Origin of the sequence: Agrobacterium rubi TR3 = NBRC 13261 (assembly GCF_000739935.1) — a bacterium.
Taxonomy (GTDB): domain Bacteria; phylum Pseudomonadota; class Alphaproteobacteria; order Rhizobiales; family Rhizobiaceae; genus Agrobacterium; species Agrobacterium rubi.
This window is the reverse complement of sequence record NZ_BBJU01000028.1, coordinates 89,790-112,616: the sequence shown is the minus strand read 5'-3', so window position 1 is coordinate 112,616 and position 22,827 is coordinate 89,790. Positions and strand designations below refer to the sequence as shown.

Genomic DNA, 22,827 nt, shown 5'->3' with positions numbered 1-22,827 from the left:
CGATCCCAACACGACAAAAGGAACCACATTCAACATGTCAGCTGCCCTTGCCAACACTTCGGAACTCAAGCTTCAGGTCAACGGCCTTGCCAAGCTCTACGGCCAGACTATCGCGCTCGATCATGTCGATCTTGACGTCCGCAAGGGTGAGCTGCTCACCCTGCTCGGTCCATCCGGCTCAGGGAAGACCACGCTTTTGCAGTTGATTTGCGGCCTGCAGGAGCCCACATCGGGCACCGTTATAATCGATGGGAAGGACCAGACCCACGCACCGGTCAACAAGCGTGACATCGGCGTCGTCTTCCAGAATTACGCGCTCTTCCCGCATATGACGGTCGCCGAAAATGTCGGTTTTGCTTTGAAAATGCGCAGCCTGCCGAAGGCCGAAATCGACGCCAAGGTGACCAAGGCGCTGGAAACCGTAGGCCTCGCGCATGCTGCGGCGCGGTCACCCTCGCAACTCTCCGGTGGCCAGCAGCAGCGCGTCGCGCTTGCCCGCTGCCTCGTCTACGATCCCGCAATCATCCTCATGGACGAGCCGCTGGGCGCACTTGATGCCAAGTTACGCGAGGTGATGCAGATTGAGATTAAGCGGATTCACCGTGAGACGGGTGCGACGATCATATTCGTAACACACGACCAGCAGGAGGCTTTGGCGCTTTCGGACCGCATCTGCCTGATGAACGACGGCAAGATCGCGCAGCTTGGCACGCCGCGGCAGATGTATGACGAGCCCCAGAACCTGTTCGTTGCGGATTTCATCGGCGTGTCGTCGATCATCCGCGGCACGGTAAAGGCAGGTGTGTTGGAAACGACCATCGGCAAGCTGCCGATCGTAGGCGAGTTGCCTGCCGATGGTACGAAAGGTGCGATCGTCGTTCGGCCGGAAGTCATCACCCTTGGTGAAGGCTTCTGCGAAGGCCTGGTCCGTGAAACCGTCTATGGTGGTTCGGAACTGCGTGTCATCATCAACGCCGGCGAACAGGAAATCATTGCCCGCGCGCCTGCGACGGCAGCCGACGTGGCTGTCGGTTCTACCGTGCGTTTCGGCTGGGCACCAGACGCCGCCCGGTTCCTCGTCGATGGTAGCTGAGGACCATGAGAGATGGCGGCCCTGTGTTTCTTTTACGATTGCGACCCTGGCGCTGACGATGCGCTGACCATGTTGCTTGCACTGAGCCGGCCAGACGCGCTCCACCGAATCTAGCCCCATTGCGGTTAATGCGTATAACCAACCGTGGCTGTTTATCTTCTTAGAATAAACTCACTTCTACCGCAGCCGCACTTCGCGAGATCTTTCTGTTTTGTTCTGATCGTATAGCTGGAGTGATGGCTCGCTTACCAATTGAAAAATAGAGGGAGGGTGCGAACTCTGCTCAGCGGAGATTAAGTGTAAATTCTGCCTGACCTCGGCCTAGACGCCGTGAAATCCGGACCAACCCTTCACCGGCAGACGTCCCATCGAGCCTGCTTTGACGCGCTAGAATTAGTAACGATCGCGACATAAACAACGAGGAATTTGGCGTGGCGAAATGCCGCAAACTGTTCAGGCAAACACAGCCAACTTTGCTGGCATGCCTTCGTTACCCTATCATAAGCCAACTAATTTCTGAAAAAATATGCTGCCGCCATCGTCTCACTTGCTGTTTACGCAGTTTAATCTAGTGGCCTACAAATTATAGAGATTGCCATTTGAAGCTATCGCGCGGGGCATCGCGTTTCTGTGATGCTTTCATATCATTTTATGTAAGGAACAGATTCCACATCTGTTAGTATCGAGCAAGTCCCATCCAAATATTCGAAAGGTGACGGACGGCTAAAAGACCAGCAGTACTTCCTATGTGCAGACTAACAGTTTCGTGGCATGTTCTCCTCCACCGCAAATACCCTACGTCAAGGCTTAGGCTTTCGGGCCGGAAAACCCGACCGGCAGCTCTCCACCAGAGCACTTGTTTCGCGCGCGAGTATCCATGTGTCCGCGCCTACAGCGACAAAACCCGCTCCCTGGCCAATGGCTCTAGTCGTCGCCGCGTGGCCGTAGGCGAGCACGCCAGAACCTTTGCCTGCGTTGTTTATGCGCGTTATCGCTTCGCCGATCGCGCGCTGGACGGGCTCTGCATTAGTCTGACCGAGATAGCCCATTGATGCAGCCAAATCGCCGGGTCCGATGAAGATCGCGTCAATTCCCTCAACCGCAGCAATCTCCTCAATGTTTTCCAAGGCCAGCGGCGTCTCAGCCTGCACTATCACGCATATTTCGGTAGATGTACGCCCGACATAGCCCGTGTCTCGACCATAATTTGAGGCTCGGACCACACTCGATATGCCCCTTTTCCCTTCCGGAGGATATCGAGTCCAACTTACCGCTGCACGGGCCTGCGCTGCGGTATCTATCATAGGAAACATCAACGTTTTAACGCCGATATCTAACAAACGCTTTGTAATTACCGGTTCTGAGGTCGGTGGGCGAACTATGACAGAGGCGGCTTCACCAACTGCTCGTAACTGATCCGCAACAGTCGAGATCTCGTTCGGCGCGTGCTCCATATCAACTAGAAGCCAGTCTGCCCCGGAACCGGCCGCGATTTCCGCCGAGGCTGCGTTGCACAGGCTTACCCACAGGCCTAGTTGCGGATCACTCCTGCTAAGTCCTTCTTTAAAACGGTTACCAATCATCCTAAAACACTCACTTGCAGTCTATGGCACCCTACATACGCCGACGCACGTAAATCGTAAATCTTCTCATTTGCTGACTTCGAGAAAGCGGACACCTTACTACGCAATCTCGGTAGCCTGTTTCTCGACACGACGGATTTGTTAGAAACGAAAAACTGCGGTAGATTTGCGCGGTATTCAACGCAGGTCGCACTTCAAGCTTGAACCCATCCTTCAGGCGTTTTGCGCGCCCATAACTGGCGGTGAAAGCAGCGTCTTTCACCATTTAGCGAACAGCAACTTAGGGATCGAAGATCAGTCAACCAAGAAGCGACGGCTGGTCGAAGTAGCCGATCATGCGGTCGTCTGGCGCAGTCCAATATCCGTCAATGCGGCCCCAAACCCCACGTTCGCCTCCGTGACTTAGACCAGTCGCTGACGATGTTTCATATTACTGTTTTTGTGAGATAATTTTTGGTTGAGCGAAGCGACCGTAGCCGGGTCGCCGGTTCGATTCCTCTCCAGGCGGAAGAACGCGCACAATTACCCGTTTCCTTCTCATAGCACGACTTGAAAATGCTATCATTTCCGTGGTAGTGATATCACAACAAAAATATAGATAGGATCGGATAAATGGCGGCGGTGACCATACGAAACCTCTCTGATGAAACTCATCGAGCGTTACGCGCAAGAGCAGCTTACCACGGTCGTAGTACCGAGGCCGAAATTCGTGACATTCTCGAAGCCGCTGTTCGTCCATATGGACGCGTGAAACTCGGCTCGCTTCTCGCGGCCATTGGCCGTGACGCCGAAATGTCAAACAGCGACGTCGAAGCGCTGCAACAACAGCGCGACAGCACCCCGGCAGTCCCGATGACTTTCGAATGATCTTGCTCGACACTAATGTAATATCTGAGCCTTGGAAGCCGGCTCCTGATACCGCTGTGCTGACTTGGCTGGATGCACAGGCCATCGAAACGCTATTCATTTCCGCGATTTCAATTGCCGAACTTCGTTTCGGGATTGCCTCAATGCCATCGGGAAAGCGTCAGACAATTCTCCACGATCGCCTTGAAGGTGAAGTTCTACCAATTTTCGAAGGGCGCATTCTGCCCTTTAATGTAGGTACCGCCCAATTCTACGCGGACCTGATGGCCAGCGGGCGAACATCCGGAAAGGCGATCGGGAAGGCTGATGGATATATTGCTGCTACGGCTGCAGAAAACCATCTCGCGGTCGCAACCCGAGATACAAGCCCATTTGAAGCTGCCGGATTGATAGTTATCAATCCCTGGTCCGCCTAAGTCTTTAGAATTACAGGTCGCTGGTTCGAGTGTCATCAAGAGCTTAGCTAAACACAATTGGTTTGCAGTCGCCCCGAAGCAGTCATCCAGTACCGCCCCTTTGCCCAGGCCACTCTCACGTCGCCATGTGCCGATCCCATATCTGCATCAATGCTGTCACAGCTTCGTTGATATCGCCGCCATCAGCACCGTCCCGTGCTTCAAATGCGATACCCATCAGGAAGGTATGAAACAGGGTCGCCAACCCACGTACATTCGTGGTGCTGACAAGCTCTCCTCCATCGACTGCACGCCTGATGCAGGTTTCGATGCCCCCACGATTTCGCATCCGATCCGCTGCGAGCACATCATCTACGTGACGATTTTCGGGCGCACAGTTGTTGGCCCCCAGGAGCATTAAGCATCCTGGCGGATGCGTCTTGTCGGTTTGCATCCTTGCGGAAAGCCTCAGAGCCGTCTCGATAGCTTCGCGTGGTGGCAGAGCCTCATTCTTTAGGCTTGCAGTTACGCGCCCGTAGGAGGCCTGATAGCGCAGGACGACCTCGTCGAAGAGGGCTTCCTTAGACCCGAAGGCCGCATAAAAACTTGCCGGAGAAATGTCTCCCATCGCGGCTTTCAGTTGATTGAGAGAGGTCGGCTCATAGCCCTGCTCCCAGAATAGGATCATCGCGGCATCCAGTGCCTTGTCTCTGTCAAACGCCCTTGGCCGCCCAGTTCGAGCCATATCGTGCCTCCGTGATTGATTCTGTACTATTCGATCCAGAATATCTTGCCAAGGGTGCTTGATGTCGATATCTGGATCGTCCGATCCATATATCGAGGTCCATGAAATCAATGAAAACTACCGAATCTGAAAAGGACACCCAACGATTGCCTGTTGCTGGGTTGCTGGCACTGGCGATGACTGGCTTTATTTGTATTCTTACAGAGACCCTACCCGCGGGGCTTCTGCCGCAGATCACTGAGGGTTTAGCCGTTTCTCCATCCCTTGCTGGCCAGATGGTGACTGTCTACGCCCTCGGTTCGCTGCTCGCGGCGATTCCTTTGACCATTGCCACAAGCAGTTGGCGGCGCAGGACAGTCCTGCTGTCCACCATCATTGGGTTTCTGATCTTCAACACTGTGACTGCGATTTCGTCCAACTACACACTCACATTGCTCGCACGTTTCTTTGCTGGCGTTGCCGCTGGTTTGGCTTGGAGCCTTTTGGCAGGCTATGCACGACGCATGGTCCCTGCACATCAACAGGGGAAGGCGATGGCGATCGCTATGGTAGGAACGCCGATCGCGCTGTCGCTTGGCGTGCCGATGGGGACATGGCTTGGTGCGCAGGTCGGCTGGCGAACCGCCTTTTGGATCATGTCGATATTGACATTGATCCTGATCGGCTGGGTCATAATGAAAGTGCCGGACTATCCAGGCCAGAAGAAGGGCGATCGACTGCCCCTGCTTCGGGTATTTTCTACCCCCGGCGTTCGATCGGTCCTTTCCGTTGTCGTTGCATGGATGCTCGCTCACAACATTCTTTACACCTATATCGCACCCTTCGTTCAGTCGGCCGGGATGCGGGATCGGGTCGACCTTGTTCTCCTGGTATTTGGATTGGCCGCGCTCATCGGCATCTGGATGGCGGGAAAGCTGGTCGACCGTCACCTGCGAGCAACCGTGCTGACCAGTCTAGCCGTCTTTGCACTGGTATCCCTGCTTTTCGGGATCGTTTCGATGTTGCCTTGGGTGGTATATGGTGGCGTTGCCATTTGGGGCCTGACATTCGGCGGCGCCGCAACGCTCTTGCAAACCGCCCTGGCCGACACCGCGGGTGATGGTGCGGACGTTGCACTGTCGATGAACGTCGTCGCCTGGAATGGCGCCATCGCAGGTGGCGGAATCATTGGCGGTATCCTTTTGGATGCGTATGGGCCCACGGCGTTTCCCTGGGCGCTGACCGTTTTGCTGATCATCGCCCTTCTGATCGCTTGGTCCGGGCGGGTGCGCGGATTTACTCCAGGTGCACGGACCTCCAACGCAAAGGTGGGGGGCCACTGACGCTTCACGAAGACATGGATCGGTCCTATCGTTGCAGCGATGGGGCCGACACGACCGCGACCGAAATGCGGAGCCATGTCTCCCATTGGCGCGTAGTAACAACGGGTCAGCGGTTCGATTCCGTTCAAGGCGAATGCACTATTGGATGCCAAATCGTTGAACATCAGAGCACAGCAGTACCCCTGAATGACTAAAGGCGCAGTCTTTGAAGACCACGCCTAGCCAAATTCCGTTTAGACTCTCCAAGTGCCATGGTAAGGCCATGGGCTCGCAACACCATTGTGCCACCACTCAGCGAGTAGCTATGTTATAGGGAAAACAGACTCGCATTGCAAGGGGAAGCAAGTGTCCAGCATCACCAAGCGGCATGTGCCGACATCACAGCTACTGGGTGAATACCTGACATTCGTCCCCACCCCGCAGCAGGTGGATCACTTCAAGGCTGATATGCGCACCCTCAACCCCACCCTGTTGCGCGATAGTATCCGCGAAGGGGTTCAGGTCCAAGCTCTACAGCAGATACCCATACCTGAGCAGAGGCTGGTGATCCACAGGATCTATACCCGCAAGGTGAAAGAGTTTTCGTCGATCTATCCCTTCGTGTTCGCGGTGGAGAACGCTCTGCGCTCGGTGCTTGCCGATTATTTAGAAGAACGCTTCGGGCGGATGGACTGGTGGACGCTAATCCGCAATGCTCGGCAGAACGGCCAGACCTATACTGCCTTTCCCAACATTCTAGGTACGCCCGTCAATCCAGCTTTCGTGAAAGCTGTCTGGCGAGTTTTCGACAATATGGTCAATCAGCAGCATATCAACAATGCTACCGGAAACAACAAAACCGACGAGTTCTACTATTGCCTTACCCTGGGTGACCTCTGGTCGATTATGCAGGCGGATTGGCCCCTGATCCGCGACATGTTCGCCACGGACTCTGTCCTCGGCTTCAGTTTCACGAAAACCATGTTTAACGACACGATGCGCGTCATCAAGGAGACACGCAACGAGCTGTTTCACAGCAACCCGATTAAGGACCGCAAAAAGATCGTCGACTCCTGTGAGCGGATCCTGAACGGACTGCAGTTCCACCTCGGCGACTATGATCATGATCTTGGGGTCGCGCAATATGTGCGCGTGCCGGCGACCGTCGCCAGGGCGCAGCGCCACGTCATTCCGGCGCGCTAACAGACGGATGCGTTCCCGTCTTGCGCCGGAGGCGTAGCTTAAAGCGGAGGGCCTTAATTGCGTTTGGATACAGTGGTTTGTTCGGACAAGCCCGGCACACCGGTTCATATCCTTTCAAGGCGCTCTCGTGCAAAAGCGCTACATTGAATCAGGACGCCCCCGTCGCCACTACCCGCAACTGATGATGCAAGGGATCGGCTCGGGGGTGCTGCTGCAATTCGTTTGGCCGTGCGGTCTCAACGCGATTCCGCCCAAGGGCTTTCGCGCGGTACAGCGCGCCATCGGCGCTTGCAAGCATCTCAGCGAGGTCGTGGCAGTCTGGTGCCGCAAGGCCGATACTGACGGTGGCCTGGGTTTTCAGGCCCTCTGCCCGCGCGGTTGCATTGGCGAACCGGCTTGCGATCGCGAAGCCGCGACTGAGAGCTTGGGAATGGTCGCACCGTGGCAGAAGCGCAGCGAATTCCTCACCGCCCAGCCGGACAATAAGCGCGTCGGGCCCCGCTTCTTCGCGGGCGGTTTCGGCGAACAGCTGCAAAACTTTATCTCCGGTTGGATGTCCATGACGGTCGTTGATCGCCTTGAAGTGGTCGAGGTCGAAGGCGAGCAGTGAGACGGGGTCACCATGCCGCTCCCGGAGGATCCGAGATGCCTGCTCAAAAAAGGCGTGACGGTTTGCAAGCCCGGTCAACTGATCGGTTTGTGACATCCGGAGCAGGTGGAGCTTTTCCTCCTCTCGAATAATCATCAGAAAGGACATCGGCATCGCTACCGAGTACAAGACGGCCTCGTACATCGTCGCCTTCCCGACGATGGAGATAACATCTTGCCCGTACCGTTGAAGGAGAACAGGGGCAATGAACGCTCGGCCAAGGTAGAACACGGCATGGAAGGCCGAGACCGATACTGCGATCGGACGTGAGCGCAATCGTAGAACCATGCGACTGCGTAGAAGTATCCATGCTGTTAGGCCGCAGGTCAGCGCGATGGGTATAGACGAGACATGGTTCCAGAAGGCCGCCGGGAAGTGCGTGCCAGCGATCGCCCAGGCGATGGCTAAGAAGCTTAGCGCCGCGACGGACGACCAGAGATACCGGTGACCGTCGAGACCGGCGACGGCGTTAAGGACCAGAAGGTAGCCCAACATCATTAGGATGTTGATCGCCGCCATGCCGAGCGCGACCGGAAAGTGGCTGCGGTTCATTGCAAGTATGCAGCCGAGAACAAACGCGAAAAGTGCCGCGGCCAGAACACCGAGCACGCGTGCGCGACCTGGATGAGCCTGCCTTTCCCAAAGGAGAAGCGATGCTGACACCAGTAGCGTTCCGACGGTTAAGTACCAAAGGGTTTGTAAATCGATCTGCATTGCTCTGCCTGCCTTACGTCAAAGCCTACAGGGTGTTTTTTATAAGATTCTTTACGTCGCCTCTCATATTGCCGATATGGTTGGCGTAGCGTTAAGCGTGCTGTTGAGTGCCGGCACTGAAGCTGAGGGTGCGTTCCGCAAAAGGGTTTGCCGGCTGATCGAATGCGACGATATATGAACCGCAAGGTTGTGATCGTGATGGTTGACGTGCCACCTACTACGGCAATTCATGCTACCGACCAGCTCGTCGAACCGCGCCAACCTAATGACATGCGCATAGTTGAGGAAGTAGCTGCGGAGGTTGAAGCCATTTCAGACATCCGTGCGGCGGCGAAGTCCATTATCTTAGGTTTGAATATTATCGAACGCTGCGCTAATGGGCATTCTTTTCCAGAAAGTTGTCAGGTTAGTGATCGATAACATCGACAGATCTAGGACGTCACGTCAGGCTCCACAAGCATGATGGTGAGCCTGAGTACGACATGTCATTTTCGGTGACTTGGCACTGGGTGGCGCTGAGTACGGAGTCGGCGATTGGGTCATAGTCCCGGTGGGAGTCGACCATTTGTGGGTGCGCGACGTTAGCGGGCTACCTCATGAGCCGCAAATGTCCCTCGCCTGGGAGAGCCTATTGCTTCTAAGTGACTGAAACGAGAGCCTTTTGATAGAAACAATCGGTAAATCGTTGGTCCGAATATCAAACTGGTCAGGGGTTCAAGTCTCTCAAGAGCATCAAATTTGAACACGTTGGAACATGTTTTTGTCTCAGCGTTTTTACGGGCCAAGCTACGTGGCAGAACTTTGACTAGATGCGGTAGAGCGGAGCTGTGATTATTTAAGTATGGTGCTGCGCGGCCGACCAGACACGGACAACAAGACCGCGCCCAGCACTCCCGAGATCACCGAGCCCGCGAGAATTCCGATCCTGACCCAGTCCTGAACCGTCTGAACTATTGGACCAAACAAGGCAAGGACAGTGTTTCTGTTTCCGCTCAAATTCAAATGCCTGTCATTATACGACTGCATCTGGTACCGGAACTGAACGAATTCCTCCTTGAAGGCTCATTCTCTTGATGTCTGTTTCCGATACGAATGAGTCTCCAGTCGAAATACTGAGTGAGACGCTTGCCGCTGACCGTGTCAGTCCGACGGCCCTGCTTCAAGCTGTACTCTCCGCCTCGGACGATTGAATAGCCCCGAGTTTCGTAGACACCCTCGGGTTAGGTTCTCTGCTGCTTCTCGAACTCGACGGGCGACAGCATCCCGTTTCTAACGTGCTTGCGTTTGGGGTTGTAGAACATTTCGATGTAGTCGAACACGTCCTGGCGAGCTTCATCGCGTGAACGGTAGACCTTGCGACGTATCCGCTCCCGCTTCAGAAGATTGAAGAAGCTCTCAGCCACTGCGTTGTCATGGCAGTTGCCGCGTCGGCTCATCGAGTGAACCAGATTGTGGTGTTTGAGGAACGATGACCAGTCCATGCTGGTGAACTGCGAGCCTTGATCCGAGTGGACCAACACCTGGTCCTTCGGCTTGCGTCGCCACACCGCCATGAGCAGCGCCTGCAGCACGACGTCGGTGGTTTGACGGCTCTGTATTGCCCAGCCGATCACCCGGCGGGAATAGAGATCGATGACGACCGCGAGATAGGCGAAGCCCTCTACTGTCCGGATATAGGTGATGTCCGTGACCCATGCCCTGTCCGCAGCCTCGACGTCAAATTGCCGGTCGAGCGCATTGTCGACAACGACGGAAGGCCTGCCGCCATATTTGCCAGGACGACGCTTGTAACCGATCTCAGCCTTGATGCCGGCAAGCCTTGTCAGACGCGCGACGCGGTTCGGGCAGCACATCTCTCCCTGATCGAGCAGATCGTCATGAAGCTTGCGATAGCCATAGACCTTGCCACTCTCTTCCCAAGCCTGAAACAGGAGATCGGTCTGTCGTTTGTCTTCGCTGGCGCGTTTGCTCGACGGGTTCTTCAGCCAGGCGTAGAACCCGCTCGGGTGAACATGGAGAAGCCGACACATCGTCCGCACCGAGAAACTCAGGCGATGCAGGGCGATGAACGCGTACTTCACTTTGCATCCCTGGCGAAGTACGCGGCCGCTTTTTTTAGGATGTCGCGCTCCTCGGTGACGCGAGCTAGCTCCTTCTTCAGCCGCCTGATCTCCTCGGCCTCATCGCTAGATTTGGCGTTCAACGTGCCGAACTTCTTCTTCCACTCGTACAATGAATGCTGGCTGACACCGAGCCGCTGCGAAACCTCCGCCACCGGGTAGCCACGCTCGGTGATCTGACGCACCGCGTCACGCTTGAACTCTTCCGTGAAATTGCCTTTGCCCATGTAGGCCTCCTGCCTCAGATTTAGGGGAGAAGACGTCTAAAAATCTAGGGGCTATTCAGGGTACCAGCCGGAACTAAGCTGGTTAGGCGCACAGAACTAGATGCGGAAACTTGGAGCACCCAAGAGGTAGTTCATGTATTCGCGCTCGGACGCTGGCGCAAAGGTGTGGCGGTGTTTCATGGATGGGGCACCGCTCATGACCGAGCGGCTCATTCCCCCAGCTGTATAACGTCGGGTGGCATAGACGTAGCCGATCGAATACTTCGTGGTCAATTCCTCTCCACCGCAAAGAGCAAGGACCGCGACTTGCTTCAACCGGTCGGATAGTCCGGACGGCAGGATCGACCGACCATTGAAGTCCTCGTTTCCGGAAAAAACTCTCGAACCCATGCATTTAAAGTCCAACGACCTGGATAAGCCAGCGCACTTATCGTCGTTGAGATTTAGCGGTGATAAGTGCGGCAGTGCTCAAGCGCCGCCTGATTCTGGGGCTCTTAAAACCTCGGTGCGCGAGCCATCAAACCAATACGCAGCCACCTGGTGGTCCAAGTTTTCATCCGAGTCCCTTCTTTGCTCGATCGGATTAGTCCTCGACGGCAATCGAGATGCAAGGCTCTTCTCTGACTTTTGACAGTGGTAAAAATGCAGATCAAGATTGTTACTTATCGCTTCTAGCTCGTGCAGCCCTTTGGCAAAGGCTGCGTTCCTACCACTACGAGCAGTAAAAACAGGATTAAGTGCCACGAGCAATCCGGCCTTCGCTCATGTAGAGGTGCCCCATTACCCTCATCCCAGATAAGGCTGTCACCTTCCGCGTCCCGATGGACCGGAACTCTTCAGACACCGGCTCGATCTTGACCGGCGCATCCATTGTCAATTCCCGCAACACACGGCCGGTCATTGTCCGCGGCTGTGGAATGCCGAGCAGCGACAGGATGGTTGGCGCGATGTCGGTGATGGCACTTGGCGTAGTGGAAACCCTTCCTCGCCCCAGTCCTGCCCCGTATCCGGCCAGAACCGCAGACAGTTCGCCCCGATGTAGACCGCCGTGGGTGCCGCCGCCCGGGCGCAGATCATAGTCTCCAGCATCGTAATATACCGAACCCATATCGCCGACCACGTCATCGTCTACCATATTCCCGAGATGGACGAACAGATCGGGCGCACGGGCACCGCCGGCACCGAGCAGCTCCAAAGCCAAGCTTCCCTCGACACGACCGTGGTTGCTCGCAGGCGCTCCCGAGCAGCTGAAGGCTCCACCGAACCATGCCTGCTCCGTCACAAAGCTCGCCACCTCTTGCAACAAGATGGGATCGTCTTTCCTCAGCCAGATGCCGGCGGCACGCCCTGGTCGCACCAGCATGTCGGTAGCCGGGTCTGCAAATGAAGCAGCCGCCTTGAACCCGGCTGCACATAAAGAATCAGCGACGGAAATCAGACCGCCGATCGTGACGTGACCATGGTCGGAGACCACCAAAAGCGCAATGCTGTCGCGTTCGGGCTGCGCCTCGCGCCAAGCCATAAGTGCGCCGACGACTTCATCGCAATGCTGCATCTTCTCGCGCAGCTGATCGGATCCCAGTCCGTAGAGATGCGCCGCGCTATCAACTTCAGTGCACCACAGAATGCTGACTGCCGGTTTGCTGTAAGGCCATACTTCCTGCTCGAAGACCTTCAGAGCGGCCTTCGGGCCATCTGCGGACACGCCCCCTGCTGGAATCCTCAGTGAGCGGTGGACGCGCGCTGCAAACGCATGCGGATGAGCAGTCTGAGGATGGCGGACATTAAACCCGACTTGATCGCGCTTGGCACCTCTCCAGTTCAGGGCGGGCAGCACGCCCGGCCCGCTCGACGCGATGACCGCGAATGGTCTGCCAACGCGGTGGAGCGTTTCCGACAGCGAGATCGCCTCAACCAGCTTTCCTTCAAGCCGCTCATCGGCCGCATACCAATCATGCGTCGTCTCGGTGAATATCTGCTCGGGGAACCCGTCACGTACATAGAACTGATTTCCGGCGATCCCGTTGATCTCAGCGGCAGAGCCTGTTGCTAGGGCGGTTAGCGCACCGCGGGTCTCGCTCGGAAACACCGTCTTATGATGGGTGCTCCACGTGCCGGCCCGCGCCAAGCCGACAAGGTTGGGCATAGTTATGTCATCGACCAGATCCGGTCGCAGTCCGTCGATCCCCATGACCACGACGTGGCGTACCTCATTGGGCATTTTTGTAATCCTTAAAGGTTGCGGGATAGATCACCCGAACGCCAGCCTCGTTGAAGGCTTCGTCGAAAACGGGCGGGGGTGGCTCATCGGTGACGATCGTCCCGATTTCGGAAAGTGGTGCCGAGATGTAGGAGCCGGGCGCTCCGAACTTGCTGTGGTCCGCGACGACAATACAGCGGTGGCTGCGCTGGAAGAGCAAGCGCTTCATGTACTGCAGGTATTTTCCAGACTCAACCAAACCATGCACTGGATGGATGCCATATGCGGCGATGATCACGGTATCGAAAACACATTCAGAAATCGCGTCCAGCACCTGTTGGCCAGTAAGCGCCCCGTCGGCGTAGTCGTATTCTCCACCCGTCAGCGTGACACGATGTTGCACACCGCCATGCAAGGCCTCCGCGATAGCAGGCATGTTGGTCATAACCGACATCGGACTGCCCTCGTTCAGGGCTTTGGCGACGGATAGGGTCGTACTGCCGTGCGTCATGAAGATCCACCCGTCTCGTCCGACCAGCTTTGCCGCCAATTCCCCGATTGAGGCCTTTTGGCTACTCAGGCTGTTGACGCGCATCGATATAGGCGCGGCCCGCGCCGTCGGTATTGCGCCACCATGGACACGGGTGAGAAGCCCGTTCTTTTCCAAGCTCGCGAGATCACGGCGAATGGTCTCCATGGAGACCGAGTACCGCTCGGCCATCGCAGCGATACTGACACCATCTTCTGCTTCCAGAAGGTCTGCAATGGCTTTAATGCGACTTGCTGCCGGTATTCTCGCCACGGGCCCTCCCATTCCCAAACAATCCGAGTGTAAGTATCGCTGGGTGTTCATAGTGTGATGTTTTGTGGATTAATCGAGACTAAGATGCCTGTCAATCCACTACGGCAGCATCGACTTTAAACATGTGTCGCACCGCTGAAATCAATAGGATTTTTGATGCGTTACGCTGTATCCAATGGGTTGGTCTAGCGATTGTTCCGACCGGGCAATGACTTGCACGATATCGGAATATCAATTAAAACCAAATTTAGCCTCGCAATGTCACATTTCCGTTAATAGCCGTGCCTATACCGATTTGCGATCGGCTCCTTGCTCGTGGAGTAACGCGCCGAGTTTCAAGAAAGGAATTTAAATGAACTGGAAGAGACTGGCATATTGTGGAGTAGCGTCCTTGATCGGGCTGCCTTCCATCGCACAAGCGGCAGGCATGGATGAACTCGTCGCGGCGGCAAAGGCCGAAGGTCAGCTTACCGTGATCGCCATGTCCCATGATTGGTGCGGCTACGGCGCGCTGATCCAAGGCTTCAAGGACAAGTACGGCCTCACCGTGAACGAACTCAATCCGAACGCTGGTTCAGGTGAAGAGTTGGCAACGATCAAGGCCAATATGGACAATAAAGGTCCGCAAGCCCCAGATGTTATCGACATTGGCCTCGTCTTTGGCCCCACCGCAAAACAGGATGACCTCCTGCAACCTTACAAAGTGCAGACCTGGGACGAAATTCCAGACGTTGTCAAAGACCCTGACGGCTATTGGTACGGCGACTACTATGGAGTGCTGGCCTTCATCATCAACAAGGACATAGTTACAAAGTCGCCTGGCGACTGGTCCGATCTTCTCGATCCAGCCTATCGGAAAAGCGTATCGATCCCCGCCGATCCCCGCACGGCCAACAATGCGATCCTGAGCATCTACGCTGCCGGTCTGGCAACAGGTGCCCAGCCCGGGGCGGAAGCCGCTAGAGCCGGTCTGGCATTCTATCGTAAGCTGAAGGACGCTGGCAATCTTGTTGCCGGCTTTGGGACGGCGGCGTCGATCGCCAAAGGCGAAACTCCGATCACGACGCGATGGGACTTCAACGGCATCACCTATGACCAGAACTTTAAGGGTAACCCGCCCCTCGACACAATCGTGCCGAAAGGCGTAACAGTCGCCGGCGTCTATGCGCAAGCCATCAGCAAATATGCGCCGCACCCGAACGCCGCCAAACTCTGGATGGAGTATCTGTATTCTGACGAGGGTCAAGGCGGCTTCCTCAAGGGTCTATGCCACCCGATCCGCTTCGACGCGATGCGCAAATCGAACAAAATCACCGATGAGATGATGGCGAAGCTGCCACAAACTGGATCAAACTTGGTCTTCCCGGAGCTGCGGCATCTTGTGGAGGCAAGCGACGTGATCGCTAAGGAATGGACCGCGACCGTTGGTGCAGGAAGCAAGTAACTTGGACCAGACGTCGACTAAGATCACCTCCGGTGCGGGACTTTCCCGCTCCGGAAAGCCGTCAGAGCAACGACGAATACCACGTATACCCCGTCCAGATTGGCCAGCGCTGGTCGGCACGCTGCCTTTCTTGGTGTTTGCGGTGGTTATGATTATCATGCCGACTGTAGCATTGCTCGCCAATGCATTTGTCGATCGGCAGGGCCGTATCACGCTGGCCAACTTCGCAGACCTCGCGACCTCCGAAATCGCAAACGCTTTCCTGACTTCGATCGAGATTTCGGCGGCGACAGCGGTGCTCGGCGCGCTCCTTGGCCTAGGCCTCGCCTTGATCGTGGGCCGCGGTATCGGCAACCGGAAGGCTAGAACGATCATCATGACTTTTTGCGGCGTTGCGTCGAATTTCTCGGGGGTTCCGCTGGCCTTCGCGTTTATCGCCACCTTTGGCAGACTGGGGTTGGTGACTGTAGTGCTGAGACACGTATTTGGCATCAACCTCTACGCGTCCGGCTTTGACCTTGCCAGCTTTTCTGGATTGGTGCTCACTTATCTGTTTTTTCAAGTGCCCATTGCCCTCACTATCATGATGCCCGCCGTCGACAAGCTCCCTCGGGAGTGCAGGGAAGCGGCCGAGATGCTTGGTGCCACAGCTTGGCAGTATTGGCGGCACATCGGCCTGCCGGTGCTGTGGCCAACGCTGCTCGGAACGCTTGCTCTGCTGTTCGCCAACGCCTTTGGTGCCATTGCGACCGCCTACGCATTGACGGGCTACGCGGTGAACATTGTTCCGATCCTGCTCTACGCGCAAATTCGCGGCGACGTGCTGCACAATGAACAGCTGGGGGCCGCCCTCGCGCTTTGCATGGTCTTGGTGGTTGCACTTGCTATCACGGCCTATCTTGTCCTGCGCGCACGTGCGGAAAGGTGGATGCGATGAAGACCGTCCTACGTCTTCTACTTTGGACGGCGATCGCTGTAGCCGGAATCTATTTCGTACTGCCGCTGATCAGCACCGCTGAATTCTCGTTAAGCATCCGGCGAGACGGCTACTCGCTAGACGCCTACCGCTCCGTCTTCTCCGATCCAGAATTCTTTGCGACCTTGGGGTACTCGGCAGTAATCGCCCTATGCACCATCATCTTCGGTGTCGTCCTCGTCGTTCCCATGGCCTACTTCGTCCGTCTACGATTGCCCTGGTTGAAGCCGGTGGTTGAGCTCGTCGTGATGCTCCCACTGGTCGTGCCGCCGATCGTACTTGTCTTCGGCTATCTCAGGCTCTTCTCGTCGTCGTCGGTCCTGCCGTTGACGAGTACGGAGATGGGTTCAAATGTACTTCTCGTTTGCGGTTACATGACTCTGTCGCTGCCCTACTTCTACCGCGCGGTCGATAGCGGGTTGCAAGCGATCGATGCGCGGACGCTGACGGATGCAGCCACGATCTTGGGGGCCAGTCCAATCACCGTGATCCGGCTGGTTATCCTGCCCAACATCCTTGTGTCGGTACTGTCGGGAGCGTTCCTGACCTTTGCCGTCGTCATCAGCGAATTCGTGATGGCCAGCCTCCTTACACGGCCGGCCTTCGGCACATACATCCAAAAAGTCGGTGTCGCACAAGCCTATGAGCCTGCCGCACTCGTCATTTTGTCGTTCGCCATCACATGGGGCGCGATGGGCATGATACAGCTACTGGCACGCTCTGCACCCCATCAGCACGAACGATAGAAAAAGCGTGGTACGATCACTATATAATCAGACCTTCTCGCGACGGATTTCTGGGAAAGGTAAAGCACGAGTGATCCTATCTTAGATAGCCATCTTCCTAGCGACTAAAGAAGGTGTTTCATTTGATACCGCTTGGACCGCGCCCTTCCATCAAGACATCAAGTCTGTTCAGGGCAATATTGCGGTTCAGATCAATCTCGCCGCAGCAGCATCGAGGAACCAATGAACGTTAGCATGGGTGGCAAGTGGACACGCATCCGTCGGCTTTTCCGAACAGCTTCTGGTTTGGCTTCCCCGGTCGCGGGAAGGACAATCTCACGCGCGTCGACAATATCGGCAATACCCATCGAATTGGCGCGCGTCGGCAAATTCTCAAGCTCGATAAGTGTCCGCAACTTGGCGATGCGTGTTTCTTCGGAAAGTTGAACAACTCAACCCCACTCGTTTGGGCCGATCTCGGTTCATTGAGACCGATGCTTCCATTCGCGCGATCCGCGTCATTGTCTTGAGAAAAGCGCGTAGGACGAACGCACATGCGCCAGCATTACCATGTCCTTGCGCTGCCGACGACTTGCTGGCCGGTCTTTCTAGGTAGAATAGCCGCTCTGACTAAGGCCGAGAACTTTGCAGAGACAGGATGAGGGGAATCGTGTTTTCGCCTGGTCGATGAAGCGGAACTTCATTGACCTCCATCCTTGGCGAAAAAAGTCGCGGCACGCTTCAGTACCTCGCGTTCTTGCCGCAGGAATTCATTTTCCCGCGTAACCGTTTCAACTCGGCGGCCATGTCTTCGGTCGCAGCGGACACTGCCGGAGCATCGATCGCCCGATCAAGGCTACGACCGATCCAGCGCACCAGCGTCGATAGGCCAACCTCGCATTAGGGTTTCAGCGTGCCAGGATGAGTGCCAAAACCAATGCACATGTTTTGTCGTGACAGAACGCAGTCACGTGGCGGAAAGGATCCCTGCGGCTCTCTGTCAAGATTCCCCCCGCCGCTCTCAGAGCGACCATACTAGAAAACCCACCCGATCAAACCCATGCGTGAAGAGCCAGCGAGCATACTTCACGTTCGATTTTTAGGGATACAGGATGGACACCTTTTGCGACGCTGCGACCCAGTAACGCCATTTGCTCCAGGCTGAGTGACTGGAGCGCAAGTCCAAGATCCATGATTTCGATCGGATTTCCATCTCCCGCTGCGAGATTGACGAGGTTTCCGTCGGTCAGCAGAAAGACCCGTCTTCCGCCATCAAGCTGATATTCCTTCACGCCATCGCGGCAGTCCTTCACAGAGATGGCGGCGCTTTCCAGGCTGTCAACCTCGATCTCCGAGGAAAAATGCCCCGCATTGGCCAGAATGCAGCCGTCGCGAATCCTCATGATCGCGTCGAGTGTCAAAGCACCGTCGCGACCAGTCACAGTGACTAAGATCTGCGCCTGGTCGAGGCATTCATCAAGATCGGCAGTCCTGAAACCTTCGAGATGGGCTTCTAGGCGGTGCATGGGATCACGTTCGACGACGATGACATGGGCACCCATGCCGCGAAACCTCTGCGCTACGCCAGAGCCGCAGTAACCATATCCAACAACGACCACTGTTTTGCCATGCAGCATGACATTCGTTGCTCGCATCACGCCATCGACAACCGAACTGCCGACACCATACCGATTTTCGACGATCCTTTTCGCCTGAGTGTCATTGATGACCCAAGTGGCGAAATCGAGGTTCACATTATTTTCTCTGAGGCGGTACGCACCCGTTGTCGTTTCTTCGGTACTGCCTCTGATCGTGGTGCGCAGCGCTTCGAATTCCGGTTCAGTCGCGAGCAAAGTCAGAAGATCCGCGCCGTTGTCAGCGATAATATCCGGTTTCGAGCGGAGGACATCCCGGCAATGTTGGTCATGCGTATCACGACTGTCAGCTTTAGCGCCCAATACTGTAATCGACGGGTGCTTGTTCAATGCTTTGGCGACATCATCTTGCGTCGAGCCAGGGCTACCAGTTATGGTAATTTCTGCGCCACCTGCTGTAAGTGCGTCGAGCCAGACGCCTGTTTTTGCTTCAACATGCAGACATATGCCGATACGAAGACCTTTAAACGGCGTCTCGCGTGCGAAGCGGGCCTTGATGTCCGCAAGGATCGGCATGTGAGAACGCGCCCACTCGATCTTGCGATGTCCGCTCTCATGTTCTTTGGTTGAAGAGATGGTCATGTCGTTCAATATAAAACTCCAATTCATGTTTCATCTGGATCTGGTCAAAGAAACTGCTGCCCCGGGGCAGGTACGGTATGTCGGGCACTGTAACGTTAACCCTGGATCAAGCAAACTGTGAGATCTGGGTGCATGACCAGATCTGCCCGTGATCCTCTTTATCGTCGTCATCGATTCCAGCGGAAGTGATTGCTCATGCCGTTTGGCTGTATTCCCGGTTTCCGCTAAACCTGCGGATTGCCGTAGATCTGCTGGCAGTGCGACGGCTCAAAGTTTTGAAGCCGTGCGTGCGAACGGCGTTCGTAGATCCTGCTACAGGTGTTATGCCATTCCTATTTGGATGCCACTCTGAGGCCGTTTCGCCACCCGCTATGAACGCAGGACAACCCAATTCAAAGGGTTCCTACTTCTCGCCGCTATCGTGATTAGATTCGGTGGATGTCGATCCGTCCTAACCCGTGTGCCACTTGCTGACACATCTTCAACGTCTCGTTTAACGAAGAGAATGCTGGGAACTTGATGGTCAGGCGTTCGTGTCCGTACAGGGAGGCCTAGAGAATCCACGCGAGTCGGGATTGCCTTGCGACGATCCAAACCTTATCACGGCAGGGCTTTTCCAACGCCAATATTTGCTACCTGACCTCAAAAGGCAAAGCTCTTCTCCGGCCATCTCGCTAGTGCCTCCAAGCTTGACCCGCCGCCTAATCTCAGCGCATTTTTCCCATTACAGCCATCCTTCCGCATCTGCTCCGTGCCTGAACGCTGTTCCGCAGCCCAAGTGGCTTGTGCATCCGAGTATTGAGATTCAGCACTCGAACGTATTCCAAAATCATTTGATCGCCATTCGTAGAGTGATGAGTACCGAGGATCGTCGTGGCGGCAGGCGATCTAAAGTGATCGAGATTGAATGAACAAGATTTGCGCCCGTGTACCTAGCAAAAGGGTGAACCAGGCCGAACCAGAGCTAACAGCGGTTGTTCGTAAACAGAGGCTCGGGCTCAGGCGCGCACTAGCTGGGTCTGCCGGAGCGGCAGGGGCAATCAAAAGGGTCACCAGTTGAGCCGCTGGTGTGATGCTGCTGTATGGGAAAGCCTTTTGATCCACTGACGGCGACTGACGATGATACCTCGCAACGCCGTGAGTGCGCATCATCAGGGGAGCGACTGAAAAGTAAGCAAAGGGGCAACTGATGCTAGACATCATCGGCAGACAATACTGTTCGACAAACTCGCTTTGAAATGATTGTGTTCACTCATCGGCTTGCAGAAAACCTGCTTGAAATGAGATGACTCTGTCGCGAGGTGGGAATGAAACGACCAACTATCACGGATGTTGCCAAAGCTGCCGGTGTAAGCGTCGCGACAGTGGACCGCGTCTTGAATGGCCGCCTGCCCGTTCGCGAGGAGACGTCAAAGAAGGTGTTTGCTGCCGCGGAGCGGCTAAGCTTTCATGCAACCAATATAATTCGTCAAAGGATGCTGGCTGACCTGCCGGTATATTCCTTCGGCATTATCCTCAGGAAGGAACGGCAGGAATTCTATCAGTCGTTTGCTTCTGAACTCCAGATGGCGGCATCCACCGTAAAGGACAGCCATATCCAACTCACCATACAGTATTTGAAAACAGGCGAGCCAACGGAGTTGTCGGAGATGATGTTGGGCCTGTCAGGAAAAGTATCAGCCATTGCAGCGACGGGCCCAGACCACCACGACGTTACCGCTGCTGTTTCGGCCTTAAGATCCAAAGGTATTCCCACATTTTCTTTGTTGACGGATCTCGCCCAAGGAGTTCGAGAAGCCTATTTAGGAACAAACAATATGAAAGTCGGCCGCAGTGCCGCATGGATGATATCAAAACTCTCGCCGAACCCCGGCAAAGTTCTACTGTTTCTAGGAGGTCACCGTTTTCATGGGCATTCTCTTAGAGAAATGGGGTTTCGGGCTTACATGCGTGAATTTGCCCCGGATTTTCAAGTGTTGGACGCACTTATCAATCTAGAGACGCGACAACTCACCTACGAGATGATGATGGATACGCTTTCACGTCATCCGGATCTCGTGGGAGTCTATTGTATTGGTGGGGGTATGGAGGGCGTGATCGAAGCGCTAAATCAAAATCCACGCTCCGAACAGATCGCTTGCCTGGTCAATGAACTGACGCCGCAATCACGGCAAGCCTTGCTCGAGCGCAGGATTTCCGGTGTTTTCCAAACTCCGCTGCGCGAATTATGCAGTGATTTGATCTCCACTATGATCCACACAATCGAACACGGTATGGCGGAAAGCCCAGGACAGAGATTTTTCCCCGCTCATTTGTGGGTTCCTGAAAGCCTATGATAGTTTGATAGATAATATCAGGCATTATTGGTCTATTTCTATCATGGCTGAAAGGTAAAGTCGTTACGGAACGGTTGACCATATCCTCTCTCTCAGACAATTGTGCCTTGCGACGGTGGAGACAGGAGGCCGTCGCCCAGAACTCAATAAGTAATGCATCGCTCTCGTTCCCGATTTCATCTGGTCCACCGGTTGAGAGGAGGATGAGTGCTGCGTTTCTGAAGAGCCATGGTGACCGTTGGTATTTTTGAGGAGGAACTTAAATTGAAAAAACATCTCATGGTCGTGGCATTTGCAACACTGCTGGCGACATCTGCCTCTGCGCAAACAATTGGCGTCTCCATGGCGCTTTTCGACGATAACTTTCTCACCGTGCTGCGAAATGGCATGACGGATTACGCAAAGACAAAGCAGGGTGTTACCCTTCAGGTCGAAGATGCGCAAAACGATGTTGGGAAGCAGCTCAGCCAGGTCCAGAATTTTGTTGCCTCCGGTGTAGACGCAATCATCGTCAACCCAGTCGACACGGATGGAACCGCTGCGATTTCGCAGGCCGCCGCCGCCGCTGGAATTCCACTGGTCTACGTCAACCGTCAGCCGGCCAACGTTGACCAGCTTCCCGAGAAGCAGGCATTCGTCGCTTCCGACGAAAAGGAATCTGGAACACTTCAAACCAAGGAAGTCTGCCGCATTCTCAAGGAAGCCGGCAAGAAAGAAGCCAAAGCCGTCGTGATGATGGGTGAACTGTCCAACCAGGCAGCGCGCATGAGAACCCAGGACATCAAGGACGTGATTGCGACGCCGGATTGCAACTTCATCAAGATCGTCGAAGAGCAAACAGCTAACTGGTCGCGCACCCAAGGTGCCGATCTTATGACCAACTGGCTATCCGCTGGCGTTCAGTTCGATGCGGTCATCGCCAACAACGACGAGATGGCAATTGGCGCTATCCAGTCGCTGAAAGCAGCGGGCAAGGATATGAAGTCCGTCGTCGTGGCGGGCATCGATGCGACACAGGATGCCCTCGCTTCCGTGGCTGCAGGCGATCTTGATGTGACCGTCTTCCAGAACGCTGCCGGGCAGGGCAAGGGCGCCGTGGATGCTGCGCTTAAGCTTGCAGGCGGCGAGACGATCGAGAAGAAGGGCTATGTGCCTTTCGAACTCGTCACTCCGGCAAACCTCAAGACCTACCAGGCCAAGAACTAAAATA

The 22,827-nt window shown here is 55.3% G+C and carries 19 protein-coding genes and 2 pseudogenes; 12 read left to right on the top strand and 9 right to left on the bottom strand.

The features are described 5' to 3' along the window. Positions 1-34 precede the first annotated feature (34 nt). Entirely contained in the window at positions 35-1,093 is a 1,059-nt protein-coding gene (locus RRU01S_RS21595; RefSeq protein ID WP_045232317.1) for an ABC transporter ATP-binding protein, read from the top strand. 800 nt (positions 1,094-1,893) lie between these two features. Here RRU01S_RS21595 and RRU01S_RS21590 read toward each other — a convergent pair. Beyond that, on the bottom strand, positions 1,894-2,676 hold the full coding sequence (locus RRU01S_RS21590; protein ID WP_045232286.1) for an HpcH/HpaI aldolase family protein: 783 nt from the start codon (positions 2,674-2,676) through the stop codon (positions 1,894-1,896). A 612-nt stretch (positions 2,677-3,288) separates the two neighbouring features. Here RRU01S_RS21590 and RRU01S_RS21585 point away from each other — a divergent pair. Both RRU01S_RS21585 and RRU01S_RS21580 read left to right on the top strand, forming a co-directional pair. Then, a complete protein-coding gene (locus RRU01S_RS21585) occupies positions 3,289-3,543 on the top strand; it encodes a FitA-like ribbon-helix-helix domain-containing protein (RefSeq protein WP_045232285.1) in 255 nt (84 codons plus the stop codon). Beyond that, positions 3,540-3,959, top strand: coding sequence for a type II toxin-antitoxin system VapC family toxin (locus RRU01S_RS21580; RefSeq protein ID WP_045232284.1), 420 nt, complete (start codon positions 3,540-3,542; stop codon positions 3,957-3,959). The genes RRU01S_RS21585 and RRU01S_RS21580 overlap by 4 nt, the downstream gene beginning before the upstream one ends. A 115-nt stretch (positions 3,960-4,074) precedes the next feature. Here RRU01S_RS21580 and RRU01S_RS21575 read toward each other — a convergent pair whose 3' ends face one another. Continuing rightward, entirely contained in the window at positions 4,075-4,683 is a 609-nt protein-coding gene (locus RRU01S_RS21575) for a TetR/AcrR family transcriptional regulator (RefSeq protein WP_045232316.1), read from the bottom strand. A gap of 110 nt (positions 4,684-4,793) precedes the next feature. Here RRU01S_RS21575 and RRU01S_RS21570 point away from each other — a divergent pair, with 110 nt between their 5' ends. Next, positions 4,794-6,005, top strand: a complete 1,212-nt coding sequence (locus RRU01S_RS21570; protein WP_234936235.1) for an MFS transporter — start codon at positions 4,794-4,796, stop codon at positions 6,003-6,005. A 345-nt stretch (positions 6,006-6,350) separates the two neighbouring features. Next, entirely contained in the window at positions 6,351-7,187 is an 837-nt protein-coding gene (locus RRU01S_RS21565) for a hypothetical protein (protein ID WP_045232282.1), read from the top strand. A 148-nt stretch (positions 7,188-7,335) separates the two neighbouring features. On the opposite strand, the gene RRU01S_RS21560 is transcribed toward RRU01S_RS21565, so the two are convergent. Then, on the bottom strand, positions 7,336-8,550 hold the full coding sequence (locus RRU01S_RS21560; protein ID WP_045232281.1) for a GGDEF domain-containing protein: 1,215 nt from the start codon (positions 8,548-8,550) through the stop codon (positions 7,336-7,338). A gap of 174 nt (positions 8,551-8,724) precedes the next feature. Between RRU01S_RS21560 and RRU01S_RS21555 the strand changes: the two genes are divergently transcribed. Then, complete coding sequence (locus RRU01S_RS21555) at positions 8,725-8,970, top strand: hypothetical protein (RefSeq protein WP_045232280.1); 246 nt, start codon at positions 8,725-8,727, stop codon at positions 8,968-8,970. A gap of 800 nt (positions 8,971-9,770) precedes the next feature. Here RRU01S_RS21555 and RRU01S_RS21545 read toward each other — a convergent pair. The 4 genes from RRU01S_RS21545 to RRU01S_RS21525 all read right to left on the bottom strand — a co-directional run bounded on the left by RRU01S_RS21545 (position 9,771) and on the right by RRU01S_RS21525 (position 13,899). Beyond that, positions 9,771-10,897, bottom strand: a protein-coding gene (locus tag RRU01S_RS21545; RefSeq protein ID WP_108722707.1) for an IS3 family transposase whose coding sequence is annotated in 2 segments (ribosomal slippage) — positions 9,771-10,669 and positions 10,669-10,897 — 1,128 coding nt in all. Because the reading frame shifts where the segments join, the coding sequence is not laid out codon by codon here. Between the two features lie 96 nt (positions 10,898-10,993). Beyond that, positions 10,994-11,287, bottom strand: a complete 294-nt coding sequence (locus tag RRU01S_RS26855; protein ID WP_045232276.1) for a hypothetical protein — start codon at positions 11,285-11,287, stop codon at positions 10,994-10,996. Between the two features lie 343 nt (positions 11,288-11,630). Beyond that, positions 11,631-13,118: an alkaline phosphatase family protein gene (locus RRU01S_RS21530; protein WP_045232275.1), complete on the bottom strand. Its 1,488-nt coding sequence runs from the start codon at positions 13,116-13,118 to the stop codon at positions 11,631-11,633. After that, positions 13,108-13,899, bottom strand: coding sequence for a DeoR/GlpR family DNA-binding transcription regulator (locus tag RRU01S_RS21525; RefSeq protein ID WP_045232315.1), 792 nt, complete (start codon positions 13,897-13,899; stop codon positions 13,108-13,110). Before RRU01S_RS21525 ends, RRU01S_RS21530 begins: the two co-directional genes overlap by 11 nt. Before the next feature lie 352 nt (positions 13,900-14,251). Between RRU01S_RS21525 and RRU01S_RS21520 the strand changes: the two genes are divergently transcribed. The 3 genes from RRU01S_RS21520 (at position 14,252) to RRU01S_RS21510 (ending at position 17,065) form a co-directional block, all read left to right on the top strand. Further along, on the top strand, positions 14,252-15,343 hold the full coding sequence (locus tag RRU01S_RS21520) for an ABC transporter substrate-binding protein (protein WP_045232274.1): 1,092 nt from the start codon (positions 14,252-14,254) through the stop codon (positions 15,341-15,343). Positions 15,344-15,419: 76 nt separating this feature from the next. Next, positions 15,420-16,280, top strand: coding sequence for an ABC transporter permease (locus tag RRU01S_RS21515; protein ID WP_045232314.1), 861 nt, complete (start codon positions 15,420-15,422; stop codon positions 16,278-16,280). Then, positions 16,277-17,065, top strand: coding sequence for an ABC transporter permease (locus tag RRU01S_RS21510; protein WP_045232273.1), 789 nt, complete (start codon positions 16,277-16,279; stop codon positions 17,063-17,065). Before RRU01S_RS21515 ends, RRU01S_RS21510 begins: the two co-directional genes overlap by 4 nt. Before the next feature lie 512 nt (positions 17,066-17,577). Here the strand turns inward: RRU01S_RS21510 and RRU01S_RS26545 are convergent. Both RRU01S_RS26545 and RRU01S_RS21500 read right to left on the bottom strand, forming a co-directional pair. Next, positions 17,578-17,938, bottom strand: a pseudogene (locus tag RRU01S_RS26545) (IS3 family transposase); the annotation flags it as partial. A 158-nt stretch (positions 17,939-18,096) separates the two neighbouring features. Then, positions 18,097-19,281 (bottom strand): adenosylhomocysteinase, encoded by a 1,185-nt coding sequence (locus RRU01S_RS21500; protein ID WP_045232271.1) that lies wholly within the window; start codon positions 19,279-19,281, stop codon positions 18,097-18,099. A 132-nt stretch (positions 19,282-19,413) separates the two neighbouring features. Between RRU01S_RS21500 and RRU01S_RS26540 the strand changes: the two are divergent. The 3 genes and pseudogenes from RRU01S_RS26540 to RRU01S_RS21490 form a co-directional block, all read left to right on the top strand. Beyond that, a pseudogene (locus RRU01S_RS26540) lies at positions 19,414-19,556 on the top strand (IS6 family transposase); the annotation flags it as partial. Positions 19,557-20,588: 1,032 nt separating this feature from the next. Next, on the top strand, positions 20,589-21,617 hold the full coding sequence (locus RRU01S_RS21495) for a substrate-binding domain-containing protein (RefSeq protein ID WP_045232270.1): 1,029 nt from the start codon (positions 20,589-20,591) through the stop codon (positions 21,615-21,617). Between the two features lie 279 nt (positions 21,618-21,896). Further along, positions 21,897-22,823 carry a sugar ABC transporter substrate-binding protein gene (locus tag RRU01S_RS21490; protein WP_412674304.1) on the top strand — a complete coding sequence of 309 codons (927 nt, stop codon included), beginning with the start codon at positions 21,897-21,899 and terminating at the stop codon, positions 22,821-22,823. Positions 22,824-22,827 lie beyond the last annotated feature (4 nt).